At 67.0% G+C, this 19018-nt stretch carries 17 protein-coding genes; 2 read left to right on the top strand and 15 right to left on the bottom strand.

Annotation, left to right across the window (positions count from 1 at the left end):
* Positions 1-72: 72 nt before the first annotated feature.
* From FHS82_RS13770 to FHS82_RS13705, 14 genes are all read right to left on the bottom strand, one after another.
* Positions 73-2172 (bottom strand): acetate--CoA ligase family protein, encoded by a 2100-nt coding sequence (locus tag FHS82_RS13770; RefSeq protein WP_166953770.1) that lies wholly within the window; start codon positions 2170-2172, stop codon positions 73-75.
* Positions 2173-3285 carry an acyl-CoA dehydrogenase family protein gene (locus tag FHS82_RS13765; protein ID WP_166953768.1) on the bottom strand — a complete coding sequence of 371 codons (1113 nt, stop codon included), beginning with the start codon at positions 3283-3285 and terminating at the stop codon, positions 2173-2175. It lies immediately after the preceding gene.
* A 9-nt stretch (positions 3286-3294) separates the two neighbouring features.
* The gene (locus tag FHS82_RS13760) at positions 3295-4446 is read right to left on the bottom strand and encodes an acyl-CoA dehydrogenase family protein (RefSeq protein WP_208394242.1); all 1152 of its coding nucleotides are present in this window, start codon (positions 4444-4446) and stop codon (positions 3295-3297) included.
* Positions 4447-4456: 10 nt separating this feature from the next.
* On the bottom strand, positions 4457-5230 hold the full coding sequence (locus FHS82_RS13755; protein ID WP_166953765.1) for an enoyl-CoA hydratase/isomerase family protein: 774 nt from the start codon (positions 5228-5230) through the stop codon (positions 4457-4459).
* Complete coding sequence (locus tag FHS82_RS13750) at positions 5230-6234, bottom strand: NAD(P)H-dependent flavin oxidoreductase (protein ID WP_166953763.1); 1005 nt, start codon at positions 6232-6234, stop codon at positions 5230-5232. Before FHS82_RS13750 ends, FHS82_RS13755 begins: the two co-directional genes overlap by 1 nt.
* Positions 6231-7130, bottom strand: coding sequence for a MaoC/PaaZ C-terminal domain-containing protein (locus tag FHS82_RS13745; protein WP_208394241.1), 900 nt, complete (start codon positions 7128-7130; stop codon positions 6231-6233). Before FHS82_RS13745 ends, FHS82_RS13750 begins: the two co-directional genes overlap by 4 nt.
* 14 nt (positions 7131-7144) lie before the next feature.
* The gene (locus FHS82_RS13740) at positions 7145-8068 is read right to left on the bottom strand and encodes an SDR family oxidoreductase (protein ID WP_166953762.1); all 924 of its coding nucleotides are present in this window, start codon (positions 8066-8068) and stop codon (positions 7145-7147) included.
* 15 nt (positions 8069-8083) lie between these two features.
* On the bottom strand, positions 8084-9241 hold the full coding sequence (locus FHS82_RS13735) for an acetyl-CoA acetyltransferase (protein WP_166953760.1): 1158 nt from the start codon (positions 9239-9241) through the stop codon (positions 8084-8086).
* Complete coding sequence (locus FHS82_RS13730; protein ID WP_166953758.1) at positions 9238-9624, bottom strand: Zn-ribbon domain-containing OB-fold protein; 387 nt, start codon at positions 9622-9624, stop codon at positions 9238-9240. Before FHS82_RS13730 ends, FHS82_RS13735 begins: the two co-directional genes overlap by 4 nt.
* Positions 9625-9743: 119 nt before the next feature.
* Entirely contained in the window at positions 9744-10553 is an 810-nt protein-coding gene (locus tag FHS82_RS13725; RefSeq protein ID WP_166953756.1) for an alpha/beta fold hydrolase, read from the bottom strand.
* A gap of 78 nt (positions 10554-10631) precedes the next feature.
* Positions 10632-12128, bottom strand: coding sequence for a tripartite tricarboxylate transporter permease (locus FHS82_RS13720; RefSeq protein WP_166953754.1), 1497 nt, complete (start codon positions 12126-12128; stop codon positions 10632-10634).
* A gap of 6 nt (positions 12129-12134) precedes the next feature.
* Positions 12135-12605, bottom strand: a complete 471-nt coding sequence (locus FHS82_RS13715) for a tripartite tricarboxylate transporter TctB family protein (protein WP_166953752.1) — start codon at positions 12603-12605, stop codon at positions 12135-12137.
* Between the two features lie 236 nt (positions 12606-12841).
* Entirely contained in the window at positions 12842-14959 is a 2118-nt protein-coding gene (locus FHS82_RS13710) for an acetate--CoA ligase family protein (RefSeq protein ID WP_166953749.1), read from the bottom strand.
* The gene (locus tag FHS82_RS13705) at positions 14956-16119 is read right to left on the bottom strand and encodes an acyl-CoA dehydrogenase family protein (protein WP_166953747.1); all 1164 of its coding nucleotides are present in this window, start codon (positions 16117-16119) and stop codon (positions 14956-14958) included. The genes FHS82_RS13710 and FHS82_RS13705 overlap by 4 nt, the downstream gene beginning before the upstream one ends.
* 99 nt (positions 16120-16218) lie before the next feature.
* On the opposite strand from FHS82_RS13705, the gene FHS82_RS13700 reads away from it, so the two are divergent.
* A complete protein-coding gene (locus FHS82_RS13700) occupies positions 16219-17142 on the top strand; it encodes a LysR substrate-binding domain-containing protein (protein WP_246225343.1) in 924 nt (307 codons plus the stop codon).
* A gap of 182 nt (positions 17143-17324) precedes the next feature.
* On the opposite strand, the gene FHS82_RS13695 is transcribed toward FHS82_RS13700, so the two are convergent.
* The gene (locus tag FHS82_RS13695; RefSeq protein WP_166953745.1) at positions 17325-18335 is read right to left on the bottom strand and encodes an AraC family transcriptional regulator; all 1011 of its coding nucleotides are present in this window, start codon (positions 18333-18335) and stop codon (positions 17325-17327) included.
* A 224-nt stretch (positions 18336-18559) separates the two neighbouring features.
* On the opposite strand from FHS82_RS13695, the gene FHS82_RS13690 reads away from it, so the two are divergent.
* Positions 18560-18988, top strand: coding sequence for a cupin domain-containing protein (locus tag FHS82_RS13690; protein ID WP_166953743.1), 429 nt, complete (start codon positions 18560-18562; stop codon positions 18986-18988).
* Positions 18989-19018: the final 30 nt, after the last annotated feature.

The following is a 19018-nucleotide window of genomic DNA, read 5'->3' as shown; positions in this document are numbered from 1 at the left end:
CTGGCAAATGACATCTCGTCGCGTGACGATAAGCTGCGGTTATGCGACCGCCGCCGCGCGGAACGGCGGCCTTCAGGCCTTCACCTGAATCAGGGCGTCCACGCCGACTCCGCCCTCCGGCAGGGCGATGAAGGGGTTGATCTCGACGCTTTCGACCTCCGGACCCTGCGCCGCGATGAACTGGGAGACCCTGACGATGGCCCCGGCGATCGCATCCAGATCGGCCTTTTCCTGCCCGCGCGCGCCGTCGAGGATGGCGAAGGCGCGGATCGAGCGGATCATCTCCAGCGCCGCCTCGTGCGTGACCGGCGCCGTGCGCAGAACCGTATCCTTCAGCACCTCGGTATAGATGCCGCCGAGGCCGAACATCACCACCGGCCCGAATGTCGGGTCGCGATGCGCGCCGATGATGGTCTGGGTGCCGCCCCGGATCATCTGCGCCACGGTCACGCCGCGAATGTCCGCCGCTGGCGCCGCTGCGGCAGCATTCGAAACCACACGGTCGAAGGCCGCCCGCACCGCCGTGGCGTCAGCCAAATTCAGCGCAACGCCGCCAACTTCGGATTTGTGAGCGATCTGCGGCGACAACACCTTCAGCACAACCGGATAACCCATGGCCTCCGCCGCCGCAGCGGCCTCGTCAGCATTGGCCGCCACCCGTTCCTGCGCGAAATGCAGCCCGGCCGCCGCCAGCAGCTCCTTGGACCGGGCCTCGTCCGGCGAGGACGTCAGCACAACCGGGGCAAGCGCCTCGATCTGGGGCGTGACCAGCGGGCGCCGCCGCACGGCCGACAGCTCGGCCGCCGCTGCCAGCGCCTTGACGCAGAACACCGGGTCCTCGAAAACCAGATAGCCCAGTTCCTCGATTTGGCTGCGGAATTCCGGCGTGGTTTGCACGCACAGCGCCAGTTGCGTTTCCGGAAACTCCGCGCGAAGCGCCCGCAGGGGCCCGGACAGGATTTCCATGTCGCGGGCGTTGCGCCCGGCATTGGCGAAGAACAGCATCGCCGAACCGAAGGGGCGGTCGCGCAGCACGCGCTCCACCGCGCGCGTCAGCATGGCCCGGTCGCCGACGGTCTGCGCGGTGGTATCCACCGGATTCAGCCCCACGGCCAGCGGCAGTTCCTTCTGGATTTCGGCCAGCGTCGCCTCGGAAACCGGCGGCAGCGCGATTCCCGCCTCCATCGCCGCATCGGTGGACATCACCCCCACGCCGCCCGAGACGGTGACGATGGCGAGCGTCTTGTCGACGGGCAGGCGGCCCTGCGCGCAAGCGTAGGTGACGTCGACCATTTCCGTCAGCGTCTGGCAGGAGTACACGCCCGCCTCGCGCAATACCGCGTCGAAAACCTGCACGGAACCCGCCAGCGCCCCGGTATGCGAGGCAGCAACCGTCTGGCCCGCCTCCGTGCGGCCTGCCTTGAACACGATCACCGGCTTTTTCATCCGCCGGGCGGTGCGCAGGGCGCCGATCAGGGCCGGCCCGTTGCGGCAGCCCTCCATATAGAGCATCAGCACGTCGGTATCGGGGTCCTGCGCCATCCATTCGAGGCATTCGGCGGCCTGCACATCGGCCTCGTTGCCGGTTGCCACGAACTTGGAAATCGCCATGCCCCGGCTGATGACCAGGTTCTGCAGGTAGGACCCGACCGCGCCGCTCTGGCTGACCATGCCGACCCGGCCCACGGCGGGCGTGCCCCGGTCCATCGCGGTCGAGAAGGTCGAGAAGACGCGGTCCACCGTGTTGAACGAGCCCATGGCATTGGGGCCGATCATCCGCGCCCCGGCATCGCGGATCATCTTCATGATCCGGGTCTGGGCGGCGGCACCCTCATCCCCGGCTTCGGCAAAGCCCGCGCTGAACATCACGATGGAACGCACGCCGGCGGCGCAGGCATCGGCCACGGCGGCCTCGGCCTGACGCGCGGGCACCGCGATGATCGCCTGATCCACCTGATCGGGAATGGCGGCGGCCGTGGGATAGGCAGTCAGCCCCTGCACCTGCGAGCGGGTCGGGTTGACGGGATAGACCTTCACCGCCGACTTCGCCTCCAGCATGTAGCGGATCGGCCGCCCCCCGATCTTGCGCGGATCGTCCGAGGCGCCGATCACCGCGATGCTTCCGGGGCGGAACAGGGCGTCGAGCCCGGCCCGTCTGATTTCTGCGTTCATCTAAATCCCCCCTTCGGCCAGGCGCCCGCCGGGCGCGGCCAGATCCATGAAATAGCGGCGTTGTTCGGCGCTGTTTCCGAGCCAGCCGATCAGGCTGAGGCAGCGTTTCACATGCAGGCCGAGGTCGTTCTCGTCGGTGATGCCCATGGCGCCGAAAAGCTGGATGCTTTCGCGCATGATCCACAGGGCGCTGTCGTTCAGCCGCGCCCGCAGCCGGGCAGCCTGCATCCCGTGCGCCGCCGCGTCCGGCAGCGCGTCCAGCCGCGACAGCCCGGCCTCCAGCACCGCGCGCGCCAGCCGCCGCCGCACGAACATGTCCGCCGCGCGATGCTGCAGCGATTGAAAGGCGCCGATGGGCTTGCCGAACTGGCGGCGGGTTTTCAGATGCTCGATCGTGAGCGCCATCATCCGGTCGATATGGCCCATCAGTTCAGCGGCAACGAGAACCGAGCCCTCGTCGAGCGCCCGCCGCAGGGGTGCGGCGGCCGCCTCGCCACGGGCGAGTTCACGGACCGGAACGTCGCGCAGATCGAGCCGCCCCATGGCCGAGCCATCGGCGCGGAACTGCTGCGTCAGGACGAGCCCCGGCGCATCCGCCGCCGCCAGCACCAGCACCGGCTCGCCGTCGTCGCTGGCGCTGACGATGAAATGGCTGGCGCCGGCCGCACCGGCGATCCATCCCTTACCGCCGCTGGCCTTGCCGCCGGCACAAATCGTCTTCGCCGAAGGTAGTGGAAAGTCCTGCGGCCCTTCCTGCCAGGCCAGCACCGGTTGGGCGGTGCCGGCGGCGAGCCCGTCCATCAGGTCGGGCTCCGCCCCCGTGAGCGCCAGCACCCGCCCGGCGAGGAACAGGCCGGCCAGCGGATCCGAGGTGAAGCAGCCCGCGAGCCCCTCGGCGACGACGGCGGCGGCGGCGATGCCGAGTCCGCCGCCGTCTTCCGGCATGGCGAGCGCCAGCCAGCCCTGCTGCGCCATCTCCGCAAGCTCGGCGGCGCGCGGTCCCGGCAGCGTCGCCCGCCGAGACCGGATTGCCGCGCCATCGGCATGGCGTTCGGCATGTTTCGCCACGGCATCCCGAAGAAGCGTGGCTGTTTCCCTGTCGAGAACTGTCATTGCCAGCCTCTAGTCAGATTTCGGCAGGCCCAGGACCGAGCGCGCCAGAATGTTGCGGTGAATCTCGTTCGTGCCGGCGAAGATCGTCGGCGCCCTGCTCTCGTAATAGGGCGCCAGCAGGTCGGACGCTCCCTCGCCGGCGAGGACCGCATCGCTGCCGGCCACTTCCAGAAGCAGCTCCGACAGGCGCTGGAAGACGCTTGTCGACCAGATCTTCAGGGCCGAGATCTCGACCCCCACCTTGCCGTCGCTGCGCACCAGATCGGCAAAGCCGGCGTACATGTCCTGCGCGTCCTGCGTGTCGAAGATCGCCTGTGCCAGCCGGTCGCGCCAGTAGTCGCCGGTCAGCAGCCCGCGCTCCTCCATCTGGCGGCGCAGCGCCAGCAGCACCTTCAGCGCCCGTTTGGGCGAGCCGGCCCAGATGCGCTCGAATCCCAGCAGGGAGCGCGCCACCGCCCAGCCCTTGTCGGGCTCTCCCAGAATGCACTCGATGCCGACAGAGACATCGTCGAAGAACACCTCGCAGAAGTCCGGATGCCCGGACAGGTTCTCGATGGGGCGCACGGTGATGCCGGGCAGCCGCATGTCGATCAGCACGAAGCTGATGCCTTCCTGCTTGGGGCCGGAACGGTTGGTGCGGATCAACGCGAACATGTGGCTGGCGACATGCGCGGAGGTCGTCCAGATCTTCTGGCCGTTGATGATCAGACGGCCACCCTCGATCCGGCCGTCGCATTGCAGGCTGGCGAGGTCGGACCCGGCGGCCGGCTCGGAATAGCCCTGGCACCAGATATGCTCGCCCGCATGCATCTTCGGCAGGTAATGGGCTTTCTGTTCCTGCGTGCCCCAGGCGATGATCGCCGGGCCGAGGTTGCGCACCCCGGCATCATGCAGCCAGGGCGTGCCGGCGGATTCCATCTCCTCGATGAAGATGAGGTGCCGGTCGGGCGTAAGCCCCATCCCGCCGTATTCCACCGGCCAGCCGGGCGCGATGAAGTTGCGCCGGTGCAGCGCCCTGTACCACGGCATCGTGGTTTCGGCCGGAAAACGGTGCGGATAGTGGCGCAGCCCGGCCGGGCACTCATCCTCGATAAAGGCGCTCAGGATGCCGCGGAATTCCGCCTCCGGCATACCGTTCCAATCCGGGTCGGCGCCGGACATGTCCTTCCCCTCAGCGGCCATGATAGACACCGGGGCGCTTTTCCATGAAGGCGCGGATGGCCTCCTTGTAGTCCTCGCTCTGGTTCAGGAAAGACTGGGTATGAGCCTCGATATCCAGATAGGTATCCAGATCCGTCGCGGTCGCCACTTCAAAGAGATGCCGCGTCATGCCGAGCGCGAGCGTGGGCATCGCCAGAAGCTGGCGGCAATAGTCCTCCGCCTCGGCCTCAAGCCGGTTCTCCGGGACCACGCGGCTGACCAGCCCCATGCCCAGCGCCTCGGGCGCGGGGAGGATGCGGCCGGAGAAGGCCAGCTCCTTGGCCCGCAGCTGGCCGATATGGCGGATCAGGAAATGGATCGCCCCGCCATCCGGCGCGAGACCGCGCTTCGAGAAGATCATGGAGAAGCGGGCGGTTTCCGTGGCGATCACCACGTCCGAGGCCAGCGCCACCGACCAGCCGAAGCCGACCGCGACGCCGGAGACCGCCGCGACAACGGGCTTTTCCAGCGCCGCCAGTTCTCGGGCGACGCCGCAGACGCCGCGCTGCATCCTTGCACGGGCACTGCCCTGCGTATCCTTGCCCATGCGTGAGACATCGGCGCCGGCGCAGAAATCGCCGTTCGCGCCGCGGATCAGCACCACGCGCACCTCCGGATCGTAGCGCAGGCCGCGGACGATGTCGGCCATCTCGTAGCGTTCCTCGGGCGACAGCGCGTTGCGGCGGCCGGGCGTGTCGAAGGTTATACGGCCGATGCCGTCGGATTTTTCCAGATGCAGGCCCATCATCGTCCTCCCGTGCGCAGCCAGCCGGCCCGCAGCGCGCGGGCAGCATCGTCGGCGGCCTCGGCCGCATGCCATTCCTGTTCCAGTTGATCGGCGATCTCCGCCACGGGCTGGACGCGGTCGATCAGACCCACGCCCTGCCCCGCGCCGCGAATGTCGCGCCATGCCTTGGCCCCGGAGCGGGCGCCCGCCTGGTAGCGGCTCTTGTCGCGGCTGGCGGCGGCGACTTCCTCGGGATCCAGCCCCGCCGCCACGATGCTTTGCCGCAGATAGTTCGCCGGCAGCCCGCTGAAGAAGGGCGTGTAGATCACGTCCTTCAGGGCGGCCTCGATCACCATGGCGCGGTAGTCGCCGGGGGCACGGCTTTCGGCGGCGGGAATGAAGCGGCTGCCCATGTAGACCATGTCCGCCCCAAGCCCCAGCGCGGCATGGATAGCCCCGCCGGTGCCTATCGCGCCGGCCAGAACGATGGTGCCGCCGTAGAACTTCCGTACTTCGGAATAGAAGGCGAAGGGGTTTGCCGTGCCGGCATGTCCTCCCGCGCCGTTGCAGACGAGGATCAGCCCGTCGACGCCCTGCTCCAGCGCCTTTTCGGCATGGCGCACCGTGGTCACGTCATGAAACACCAGCCCGCCGTAGCCATGCGCGGCCTTGACCAGATCGCCGGGCGGCGACAGCGAGGTCAGCAGGAGCGGCACCTCATTGTCGATGCAGACCTGCGCGTCGTGATCGAAACGCGCGTTCGACCTGTTCGAGATCAGGTTCACCGCGTGGGGCGCGGCGGGGGCTTCGGGATGGGCGGCGTCGTGGGCCGCGAGCGCCTCCCGGATCGTCGTCAGCCAGACCTGCAGCTCGCTTTCCGGCCGGGCGTTCAGCGACGGGAAAGAACCGAGAATGCCGGCCTTGCATTGCGCCACGACCAGTTCGTGGCCTGAGACAAGGAACATCGGCGACGCGACGACGGGCAGCCGTAGCCGGCCGCGAAAGGCCTCGGGCAGACTCATGCGCTTTCCTCCAAAAGGGCGTAGTCGGGGGCCGGGTGACCGTCGCCCAGCAGGGCGCAGCCGGCATCCAGCACCGTGACGTTCCGCGCCTCCACACGGGCGCGGAAATGGGCCCGGTCTCGCTCGCTCCAGATCTCGAAGCGCACCGTCTCGCCGGGGAAAACCGGGCGCGAGAACCGGCACTCGACCGAGCGGATCGCGGCGGCATCGCCGTCGGCCACGGTTGGCAACAACGCCCGTACCGCCAGCCCGTAGGTGCAGAGCCCGTGCAGGATCGGCCGGTCGAAGCCCGCCTTGGCGGCATAGGCCGGATCGGCGTGCAGCGGATTGCGGTCGCTGTTCAGCCGGTAGATCAGCGCCTGTTCCGGACGGGTCGCCACATCCACCTCATAATCGGAGATCCGCTCCGGGCAGGGCGTAGCCCGTGGAACCGGGCCGAAGCTGCGGCCGAAGCCGCCGTCCGCCCGGCAGAAGGAGGAATGCAGCACCGAGGCCACGGGCGCGCCGGTTTGCGCGTCGAACATGGTGCGGGCCGCATGAATGACCGCGCCCTTTTCCCCCTTGTCCTCGACCGCCGCCACGCGGGCGCGGGCGTAGAGCCGCCCCACGGGGGCCAGCGGCCGATGCAGGAAGACCCGCTGCTCGCCGTGCACTACCTTGCTAAGGGTGACACCCAGCGCCGGATCGGCCGTCCATCGCCCGGGATGGCACAGGATGGCGGGCATGGTGGGCACCGCCGTCAGGCCGTTTTCGAAGACGAAGGGCAATTGCGCGGGATCCAGCGGGTCCTGACCGAAGCCAAGGGATACCGCGTAAAGCATCGTATCCTTGTCGGTATAGTCCTGTTCGAGCCGGGGAAAGGCCCAGGCTTCCAGTGCGTCGACGTTCAGGGCCATCGGGCCGTCCTTTCTCAGATCGGGTCCCAGCCGATGACGTCCCTGGTGCGCTCCGCCGGCGTGAAGGCGGAAGCCCAGGCATTCGGCAGGCGCTCGGCCAGCGCCTCCACGGTCCAGCCGTCGTCGCGGTGCATGGTGCGGATCGGGCGCGGCTGGTTGTAGAGATAGACCTCGTTGCCGCGCGCGCCGAAGATCTGGCCGGTGATCCCCGCAGCCGCGTCCGAGCACAGGAAGGCCGCCAGCGGCGCGATCTGGTCGGCACGGGTTCTCGTGCGGCGCTTTTCCATCTCGCGCGCCTGCTCCTCGGGGTCCTTGCCGGGAATGGTCTCGATCATCCGGCTGAAGGCATGGGGCGCGATGCAGTTCGACCGCACCCTGAACTTCGCCATGTCGAACGAGATGGCCCGGCTGAGGCCGACGATGCCCATCTTGGCGGCGGCGTAGTTGGCCTGCCCGAAGGAGCCGATCAGCCCCGAGGTCGACGTCATGTGTACGAAGGCGCCGCCTTCCTGCGCCTTGAAATGCGGCGCGCAGGCGTGGGAAACATTGAAGGCGCCGAAGAGGTGCACGCGCAGGACGGCCTCGAAATCCTCCGGCGTCATGCGGTGGAAGATCACGTCGCGCAGGATGCCGGCGCTGTGGACGGCGCCATCGATCCGGCCGAAATTCGCGATCGCGTCGTCGACCATGCGCTTCGCGCCCTCGGCGGTGGCGACGCTGTCGCCGTTGATCACGCCCTCGCCGCCGTCGGCGCGGATCAGATCCACCACTTCCTGCGCCGGGCTGGCGTCCTGCCCCTCGCCGGCCAACGAGGCGCCGAGGTCGTTGACGACCACCTTCGCGCCGTTGCGGGCGGCGCACAGGGCGATTTCGCGCCCTACCCCCCGGCCCGCGCCGGTCACGAGGATGACTTTGTCTTGCAGCAGTTTCACGGTCATAGCTTGTCCGTTCCGTCAGAGGGTTGAAGAGTTGCCGAGGATCAGCGTGGCCTGCCCGGCCAGAACGCCGCCGTTGCCGTGGGAGATGGCGGTTTCGGCACCGGCGACCTGACGGTCGCCGCATTCGCCGCGAAGCTGCCGGGCGGCCTCGACCATGGTGAAGAGGCCGAACATGCCGGGATGGCAGTAGGACAATCCCCCGCCCGAGGTATTCACCGGCAGCCTGCCGCCGGGCGCGATGGCGCCATCCCGCACGAAGCGCCCGCCCTCTCCCTTGGGACAGAAGCCCAGATCCTCCAGAAACAGAAGCGTGGTGACCGTGAAGGCGTCATAGACCTGCACCACGTCGATGTCCTTCGCCGCCAGTCCCGCCACGGCATAGGCCTGCGCACCGGAGCGCGCCACGCCGGTCTCGGTCAGCTCAGCCATCTGGCTGATGGAATGGTGTTCCTCGGCCTCGCCCGCGCCGAGCAGGTAAACCGGCGCCTTGCGCAGGCCGCGCGCCATGTCGGCCCGCACCATGACCACCGCCGCGCCGCCGTCCGTGACGAGGCAGCAGTCCCTGACGCCCAAAGGCGATGACACCATCGGCGCGTTCAGCACGTCCTCGCGCGTCAGCGGGCGGCGGTCGAAGGCGCGCGGGTTCAGCTGCGCCCAGCCGCGGGCCGCGAGCGCGATGTCGGCGAGGTCGCCGCGGGTGGTGCCATAGAGACGCATGTGACGGGCCGCCGCCAGCGCATAGCCGGTGACGGGCAGGCGCGGATTGTATAGCCCGTCGTAGTCGTTGATGTCGCGCTGCGGCGTGAACTTGCCCCGTGCGCTGCGCTGGGTCGAGCCATAGGCAATCACCGCGACGTTGCACAGCCCCGCCTCAAGCGCCAGCGCCGCATGGGCCGCGAGGCTCTGGAACGACGCTCCGCCGATGTAGCTGGAATCGAAGTAGCGCGGACGGATGCCCATGTATTCGCACAGGGAGATCGTCGGCATCCGGAGCTGGCTCGCGGCACAGAAAACGCCGTCGACGTCGCGCAGCGCCAGCCCGCAGTCAGCGAGCGCGGCCAGCACGGCCTGCGCCATCAGATCGAGCGGCGTCGTACCCTCCGCCACCACGCCGAGATCGCTCTCGGCGACGCCGACGATGGCGCTGCCGCCCCGTTTCGGAACTGCGTTCATTGCATGCCCTCCCAGACGAAAACCGGCAGGGGGAGATCGTCCGCGCTCTCCGCCGGACGAAAGGTCACACGCACGCGCCGGCCAATCTCGGCCGGATCGCCGCTGGCGCCTTCGACGGTCGACATCATGCGGAAACCTTCGTCCAGATCGATCAGCGCCACCGGATAGGGATCGCCCTTCGCCGGATGGACGCACGAAATGGAATAGACGGTGCCCAGCCCCCCGCTGATGCGCCATTCAAGAGGCGCGATGCCGCCGAAGGGGCATGCCAGACGCGGATAGAACACCGCCCTGCCGGCATCCGGGCTGAACTGATAGGCCAGTTCGCCGGCACGTAAATGGTCCTGCCACCGCCGCAGCGGCGACCTTTCGATCGTATTCATGTTTCCCCCCGGCGGGCGCCGGCCTCTTCAGGGCTTCGCCCGCTCCTCGTGACTCCAGAGTTAAATGCGTTTAAGGCAAACGCTCAACTTGGCTCCGGTCACCCATGCCTAACTCTTTGTTATGCTACATTGGGACCTTCAGCGAATATCGCATGCCCCGTGAAGAAATCGATCAATGCGGCGTTGAAGCCTTCCGGGTTCTCGATATTGATCGAATGGCCTCCGTCCAGATCGACGATCCGCATCCGCGGCCAGATCGCCGCCAGCTCCGCGCGAAAGGGCTGGAAGGCGCGTTCGTGGCGACCGTTGACCAGGAGGGTCGGCACGTTCGGCGCGGAATCCACGACATGCCGCAGCGAAAGCGAGGGCATCACCTCGCCGAGGATGCGCGTATAGGTCGGCATATCGATGCGCTCGGCGTCAGCGCACAGCATGTCGCGCAGATCGGGTCGGAAGCGTCTGGCGAAACGGGGATGGAAATGCTCGCGCCGCAGGGCCGCCACGCCTTCCCGCCGCAGCGTCTCCAGCCGGGACAGACGGGACGCGCGCTCCTGCGGGCTGTCGTTCTCCCGCAGCACGACCCGGGCGTTGGTGAAGGCCTGCGCCACCACCCGATCCGGATAGCGCCGCGCGTAGTTGAGCGTCAGCCCCGCGCCGAAGCTTTGCCCGCAGACATACCAGCGGCCGATGCCCAGCTCCGTGCGGATGCGGTCGAGCCCGCCGATCAGGCTGTCCGCCGTCAGGCTGTTAACCTCCGCTGGCGGCGGGCTGTTCCCGTGGCCGGGCAGATCGACCTGCACAAGGTTGAAATGCCGGCCGAGGCCCCCGCGGTTGGGCAGCCAGTGGCGCGCATTCGTCAGCATGCCGTGCACCAGCAAAAGCCAGGGCCTATCCGCGCCGGAATAACGGATGCTGCTGTGCATCTTCATTTCTCGCTCCCTCGCCGGAAAAGAAAAACGGGCGCGGCCACAAGCTGCCGCGCCCGGAACCTGTCGACAGCCGATCCGTCATTCGTCGGCGAACATGACCGCGCGCTTCGCCCGCAGTTTGGGCATGACCATCAGCACGACCAGAAAGACCGCGAGGCCCAGCATCGCCAGCGGCAGCGGGCTGTCAACGAAGGTCAGCAGGTCGCCGTCCGACAGCACCAGAGCGCGGTTGAAGTTCTCCTCCAGCATCGGGCCGAGGACGAAGCCGAGCACCAGCGGCGCGGGCTCGAAACCGAGGAGCTTGAGAACCACGCCGATCACCCCGAAAACCGCCGTCAGATACAGGTCGAAAGAGGAGAAACCCGACGCATAGACGCCGATGCAGCTGAACATGACGATGCCGGGGAACAGCAGCCGATAGGGCACGCTCAGCAGTTTGACCCAGATACCGACCAGCGGCAGGTTCAGCAGGACGAGCATCAGGTTGCCGATCCACATCGAGGCGATCAGCCCCCAGAACAGTTCGGGCCGTGACGACATGACGTTAGGGCCCGGCTGGATGTTGTGGATCATGAGCGCGCCAAGGATCAGCGCCATCACCGGGCTGCCCGGAATACCCAGCGTCAGCGTGGGGATGAACGCGGTTTGCGCGGCGGCGTTGTTCGCGGATTCCGGCCCTGCGACGCCCTCGATCGCGCCTTGGCCGAATTCTTCCGGATGGCGGGACACGCGCTTTTCGACGCTGTAGGCGATGAAGGAGGACATCGAGATGCCGGCCCCCGGCAGCACGCCCAGCAGCGAGCCGATCCCGGTTCCGCGCAGGATCGGCGCGAACATGCGGCGGAAATCCTCGCGATCCGGCCAGAGACGGTTGATCGGGTTGGTTTTTGCATCGGGCTCATCGCGGTTCGCGAGGGTGGAGTAGATTTCGCCGAAAGCGAACAGGCCCACCGCCAGCACGATGAAGTCGACGCCGTCCCAGAGCTGCTGCAAGCCGAAGGTAAAGCGCAGGGCGCCTGTATTGGAATCCGAGCCCGCCAGCCCCAGCAGCAGCCCCAGCACGACCATGGCCACCGATTTCAGCATGGTGCCGGAGGCCAGCGAGACCGCGCCGACGAGGCCGAGCGTCATCAGCGCGAAATAGTCCTTCGGGCCGAAGTCGATCGCTATTCGCGTCAGAGGCGCGGCAAAGGCGGCGATCAGCAGCGTGCCGAACGTCCCGGCCACGAAGGAACCGATGGCTGCCGTGGCGATGGCGACGCCCGCCCTGCCCTTGCGCGCCATCTGGTAGCCGTCGAGCACGGTCACGGTGGAGGCGGTCTCGCCCGGCAGGCTCATCAGGATGGCGGTGGTCGAGCCACCGTAGGCCGAGCCGTAGTAGATGCCGGCCAGCATGATCAGCGCCGAAAGCGGCTCCAGCCCATAGGTGAAGGGCAGCAGGATGGCGATGGTGGCGAGCGGTCCAAGGCCCGGCAGCACGCCGATCAGCGTTCCCAGCAGGGCGCCGGCCAGCGCATAGGCCAGATTGGCCAGCGTTCCCGCCGCGGAAAAACCGAGGATGATATTGTCCCACATGACCCGTCAACCTCCCCAGGGCCAGGCTTGCACCTGCAGATCCAGAAGGTAGCGGAACAGGACCACCGCGATCGCCGCCAGCACGACCGCGGTTGCCAGCGCCCCCACCGGCGTCAGCAGCCGCGACCCGGCCCCGACCGCAGCGATGCTGACAAGACATGTCAGGAAGAGTCCGGCCACCGGCAGCAGCAGGCCGAACAACACGAAGCCGCCCGCAACCACCACAAGGCACCACAGATGCCACGCATCCAGCCGGATCGGCGGTGCCGGGGAGACGCCTCCCTTGAAATCCACGGCGGAAACGACGATCCCGCAGCCGGTCAGCACCAGAAGCCCGGCGAGGATGACTGGAAAGAAGCCCGGTCCTATGTTTCTGGCGTTGCCTATGCCATATCCCGATGCGGCGATCGCGGCTGCGATGCCGACCGCGATCAGCAGCGCACCGCCGATGACATCGCGAACATCCTTGACGGACATTACCTACCCTCCCGTTTTATTTTTTGACGACGCCGTACCCCTCGGCTCCCCCTTCTCACGCAGCCCGTGCATCCTGCGCCGGACCGGGGAACGAGCGGCGTTTCCCGGATAAATCCGACGAAAAGGCAAAGAGATAGAGCAAGGTGGCGGTTCTGGCCTAAGACGCGCTCCAATCAGAATTCGCTTAAAATAGGGAACCTGGAATCTGTCCTGTATCAACGTAAACAGGACAGATTCTAAAGGCCGTCAGTGACTACGGACAGGAGCGCATCGAGCATCACGACGCCTTCCCCCTCGGGACGCACGAGGATCGGATTGATCTCGGCCTCCTGAATCCTTGCGGCGCCGGCGAGTGCGGATACGGCAGCGACCGCGTGGGCGAGGGCTTCAAGATCGCCCTTCGGCCGGTTGCGATAGCCCGACAGCAGCGCGAACCCCTTGACCTGGGCGATCATCGCGCGGGCTGCGTCGATGTCGACGGGCGCGGGATGCACGGCGCTGTCGCGGTAGATTTCGGTCATCACGCCGCCCATGGCGACCGTCACCATCGGGCCGGCCACCGGATCGCGCGTCAGGCCGATTAGAGCCTCGCCAAGGCCCTGGCACATCTCCTGAATCAGGATGCCCTCAAGCCGGAAGCCGGGACGGTGCGCCTCCGCCGAGGCCTTCATGTCGGCAATCGCCCGCATCAGAGCCGCGCGGTCCGTCACCCCGACGCGGATCGCGCCGGCCTCGGTCTTATGCGGCAAATCGGCCGAAACCAGTTTCGCCACCACCGGATATGGAATGCCCAGATCGGCCGGCAGTTCGGCGTGCGGGGCCAGCACCACCGACAGCGGGCCGGGCACACCCAGCGCCCGCATCACCCGGGCCGAGGTTGTCTCGCCCTGCGTGCCGGGGACGAGCACGGCGATCAGCGCCTCGGCCTCGGCGGGGAGCGCCGCCGCCACGGGCTCGACGTCGGGGACCGGGGCGAACAGCGCCGCGATCGCCTCGGCACAGGTTTCCACGGTGCGAAACGCGGGCACGCCGCCTGCCTCCAGCATCGTCAGGCTTTCCGGCGCGTGAGGGAGCGGAAACGCCAGCACCGGAGCCGCGCCTGCCGGCGCATCGGCACGGGCATCGACGATGGGCGCCACGGCAAGCTCGGGATTGAACTGTGCGGAGGAGCCGATGACCACCAGCAGCATGCCGGTTTCCGGGTCCGCCATCAGCGTGCTGACGACCTCCTTCATTCGGTCATAGCGCGTGCCGGCGAGCGTCACATCCACCAGCTTGCCGTGGCCGAGCGGAATGCCCTGCGCCGCCAGTTTCGCGCGCGAGGCATCCGAGAGGCCGGCGATGGGCACGCCGCGCAGGGCAAGCTGGTCGATCACCATCGCGCCGCCGCCGCCGGTCGTGGACACCACCGTCACCGACCTCGGGCGGCTCGGCACCGGCGCGAGCTGCGACAGGGTGCGCGCCACCGGGATCAGCGATTCGAACGCCTCGACCTCGCGAACCCCGACCGAGGCGAGGAAGGCCGACACCGACCGGGCCGAGCCGGTCAGCGCGCCGGTATGCGACACAGACAGCGCCTGCCCCTCCTCGCTGCGGCCGATCATGTAGGCCACGACGGGCTTGCCACGCGCCCGCGCGCCGCGCGCGAAGGCCGCCACCGCGTCGCGATCGCGGATCGTCTCCAGAAACAGGATGAAGCCGTCGGTGCCCGAATCGTCCAGCAGCAACTGCCCCAGCCGGCCCACTCCGGCGGTGGCCTCGTTCCCGGTCGATACGAGGACCGAAAAGCCCGTGTCCTGCGCCTTGCCGCGCGAGAGCATAGTGCCGATCACGCTGCCGCTTTGCGACAGCACGGCCAGCCTTCCCTTCGTGATACCCCCGGCGCGGAAGGCTGCGTTGGTGGTGCAGACGAAGCCCGGTGTCGTGGCGACAACGCCGGTGGAATTCGGCCCGATCAACAGGATGCCGGCCTCCTCGGCGATGCGCACCAGCCGCTCCTGGCGCAGGCGGCCCTCCTCTCCCGCCTCGGCAAAGCCGTCGGCCAGGATCGAGACCACCTTCACCCCGGTGCGGGCGCAATCCTCCAGCGCCTCAAGCGCCGGATCGGCGTTCAGCAGGATGTAGGCGTGATCGACGCCTTCCGGAAGCTCCCGGACGGACTTGTACGCCTTGAGCCCGCCGATCTCGTCCCGGGTCGGGTTGACCGGATAGATCCGTCCCTGCCAGCCGTTCGCCTGCAGAAGCTCCAGCGGGCGCGCCGTCAGCTTGCCCGACGAGCCGGAAACCCCCACCAACGCCACGCTTTCGGGCGCGATCAGCGCCTTCAGCAGGCTCGCATCGTCGTGGCGTATCACTTGCGGCCTCCGCGCTGATCGAAGCGGCGATCGAAGATGCCCTCGGCGATGCGGTTGCGCAGAATTTCCAGCGAACCGCCCGCGATCATCCAGCCCCGCGTGCGGCGCAGGCAATATTGCGCGGTGCTTTCCCCGGAGAAGCCAAGCCCGCCCATGATCTGCACGGCCTCGTTCGCGGCGAAGAACCCGGCCTCGTTGCACGCCAGCTTGGCCAGCGCGGTGTCCTGCGCCGAGGGCAGGCCGTCCGGCGCATCGGCTGCGTTGACGGCCGCGCGCATCAACAGCAACTCCGCCGCAGACAGCTTCAGCTCCATATCCGCGAATTTCCATTGCAGCCCCTGGAACTCCGCCAGCGGCCGGCCGAACTGCTTGCGCACCAGCGCATGGTCGCGCGCCAGATTGAAGGCGTGGCGCCCGACCGCCACCGCCCGCGCAGAATTGCCCAGCCGCTCGACATTGAAGCCCGATATCTGTTTCTTGAAGCCGCCCTCGCCCAGCAGGATATTTTCCTTCGGAATGAACACGTTGTCAAAGAACAGAGGCGACCAGGATTCCCCGTTCATGAACTCCGACGGGTTGCCGATGATGAAGCCTTCCATACCGCGCTCGACCAGAACCGAGCCGATGCCGTGCGTGCCCGGCCCAAAACGGGCATAGACAAGATAGACGCCGGCCTCGACGCTGTTGGTGCCGAAAATCTTCGATCCGTTCAGACGCCAGCCGTCGCCGTCCGGTGTCAGCGAGGTGGTCAGCTCGGTGACCGCCGAACCGGCTTCCGGCTCCGACATGCCCAGCGAGATCAGCGCCTTGCCGGAAAGAAGCGCCGGCAGGAAGCGCCTCTTCTGTTCCGGCGTCGCATATTCCACGAAAGTGCGGATGGGGCCGAAATTGCAGGCCTGAATCACGTCACCCGATTTCGGGCAGACCTCGGCCACGGCGCGAATGGCCAGCACGGAGTCGACCAGCGAGCCGCCGGCTCCGCCATCGGCCTCGGGAAAGGCGATCCCCAGCAGCCCCATGTCCGCGCATCTCTGCGCCACGTCCCACGGATATTCCCTGGCCTGCGCACGCTGCGATGCCCCTTCGGCCAGCTCGGACAAGGCGAACTTGCGGACAGAATCGAAAAAAATCTGCTGCCCTTCGGTAAGTTTGAAATCCATCTGTTTCCTCAGCCCCTTCCGCACCGATCAAACTCAGTTTGACCGAACTGGGCTGCGGCGATAACGATGCTTGTGGTCTAGCATGGGAAACCAAAAGTTATGGCAGAACAGTACCGCAACCTGCCGCTGAACCCGCTGAGGGCCTTTGCGATCGCGGCGCAGTATCATACCTTTACGGCGGCGGCGAACCACATGGGCATCAGCCAGGTGGCGATCAGCCGCCAGATCGCCATTCTCGAAGGCTATCTCGGCGTGCAGCTTTTCGAGCGCCGGGCCCGGTCTGTGAAGCTGACGGAGGTCGGGAAATCCTTCAGCCGGGAGATCATCGGCCTGTTCCACGATCTGGAAATGGCCACCCATCGCGTGCTGCGCAACGAGCGCGAGATGGTCGTGCACCTGCGCATCTATCCGACGCTGGTGCACTATTGGCTCTCGCCACGGCTGAGCCGCTTCTACGACGCCTATCCCGGCCATTCCGTGCGCCTGGACACGACCGTGCAGCCGCTGGATTTCCGCGGCACTCATCTGGATCTGGCGTTCCAGCTCGGTCAGGGGGAGTGGGGCGACGCGCGCTGCCGCAAGCTGTTCGACGAGACGATCGACGTCGTCTGCAGCCCTGCCTATGCCGAGCGGTTCAACGGGTTCCGGTCCGGAGCGGATCTGGCGCACGCGGCGCTGCTGCATGCCAAGTACCGCCGCCGCGAATGGGATCTGTGGGCGCACGCGGCGGATCAGCGCCTGCCAGACGAGCCCGGAATGATCTTCGAAAGCTCGCTCCTCGCCTATGGCGCGGCGCGGGATGGCCTTGGCCTCGCCATCGGCCAGATCGACATCCTGCAGGACGAACTGGACTCCGGCCGCCTCGTGCGCCCGTTCATGACGCCCGTCAAGACTGGTTCCTCCTTCTATCTGGTCTGGCCCACCGTCAAGTCGGTCGCCACGCCGACGCGGCATTTCGTCGACTGGCTGCTCTCGCTGGCGGGGGAACCGCGCGAGTTCTTCAGACAACCGGCGAGGGAGTAGCGGGCGGCGGCGATCCGCAGGCACATCAGAACTCCTGACGAAACCTCGCGGGATCGGCTGGCTGGTGATTTTGGCCACCTGTTGCGCTGCCGATCCTCGACAGTGCAATCCGTGTCGACTGCGTCCGGCGTCACAGGAAAAATGCAAACTGTTCTATTCCATCTGATCGATCAGAATTCGCTTTAGGAAACGCGCCGCAGAGTCTGCGACGGCAGTTCGCCGTAGCGTTTCCGATAGGCTTCGGCGAACCGGCCGAGGTTGATGAACCCCCATTTCAGGGCGATGTCGGTGACGGACGTGGCCCTGCCCGCCGCAACCAGCAGCTCGCCCCGCACCGCTTCCAGCCGCATGGCCCGCAGCGCCGCCATGGGCGTCGTACCGCGGAAATGCCGGAACCCCTCGAACAGCGTGCGGATGCTCACGCCGGCGGCGGCGGCGACGTCACCCACGGAAATCGCATCCCCCATATGCGCGGCCATGAAGTCCTCGGCCAGACGGACGTGCCGCGGCGCGGCCGGGCTGACCGGTGCCGCCAGCGCGGCCGAGTAGTTGTTCGGAAACCCGGTCAGCAGCATGGTCATGATCGTTTCTTCCAGATGCCGCCCGCCCCGCTGCGACCGGAAGAAGGTATCGTCCTGCTCGGCTTCCGCGGTGATGAAGTCGAGCAGCCGCCGATAGCCGGGATCCCGTCCCGCACCGGTCGCCGGATCGGGCAGGAACTCGATTGGATACCTCGCGCTGTCGTTCAGCAGCGACGCCAGATGCTGTTCCAGCGCCGGGCGCTCGACCTTGAGGACGAGCTGGGCGGAGGCGGCCGCCCATTTCATCTTCAGCCCCAGCGTCGCGGAACTGATGACATCCATGCCGGGTGCCGCAACGAGATCCCGCCCGCCCACCCGCATTTCGCAGGAGCTGCGGTCGATGGAATGCACCATGAACCAGCCTCCCGGCTCCCCGGCGTCGATCTCCACGTCTTCGCCATAGGTGATGTAGCTCAGCGCCAGCCGGCCCATGGAAACGAAATTCTGCCTGCACGAAAGCTGCCGCCTTCGGCCGGCGTAAGCGATATTATGGCAGCAGAACACACTGCCCACCCTCTCACGCGCCTCGTCGATATCCGTGGTTTGGAAAAGGAGATGGCGGGCGATCGGCGTTGCATGCGTGCCGTGGGGTGTTGAGGTGTTTTCCCGCATAATTCGTACATTCCCTGCAGCGAGCGGATAGACGACCGGGAGCATATAGTTTCAGCTTAAACCATATAAAAACGTCCGCACGAGACGTTCGTCAAGGGGATAAAGGTTTCAGCTTGAAATATCGGGGAATTGCCTCGGGCAATTCGCGACGCCGGCGCAGCCGTGCGTTTCACGCCACAGTTGGCACCCGATCGGGGCTTTCTATCGAAAACGGGAGCAATATCATGGATTTCAGCAAAGGCATCGTTGCCGGCGGCGACAGCTTCAAGGGCCAGAAGTGGACCATTCTGGGCCAACCCTACCGGCCTCTGCATCTGACGCCGTCGTCGCTGCTCATGCATGCGGAATTCGGGCCGGGCAGCTTCGTGCCGACGCATGTCCACGAGACGCAGGACGAGATCCTCCATATTCTCGAAGGTGTGATGGAATTCGAGCTGGAGGGCCGCACCATCAACGCCGGCGCCGGGGACACAGTCTCCCTGCCGATGGGTATCGCGCACGCGCTCTACAACCGCTCGGACGCGCTGGCACGGGCGCTGGTCGTCGTTTCCCCGACCGGCCGGATGTATGACTACATGATCGCGATTAGCGGATTGAGCGATCCAGCCGAGGTCGTCCGGCTGGGTGCCGAGCACGAAATCCAGTTCGTCTGAGCCACGTTCGGGCAGGACGCCCCGCGAGGG

The organism is Pseudochelatococcus lubricantis (assembly GCF_011762225.1).
In the GTDB taxonomy this organism is placed as follows: Bacteria; Pseudomonadota; Alphaproteobacteria; order Rhizobiales; family Beijerinckiaceae; genus Pseudochelatococcus; species Pseudochelatococcus lubricantis.
This window is presented reverse-complemented; position numbering and strand designations above follow the sequence as displayed.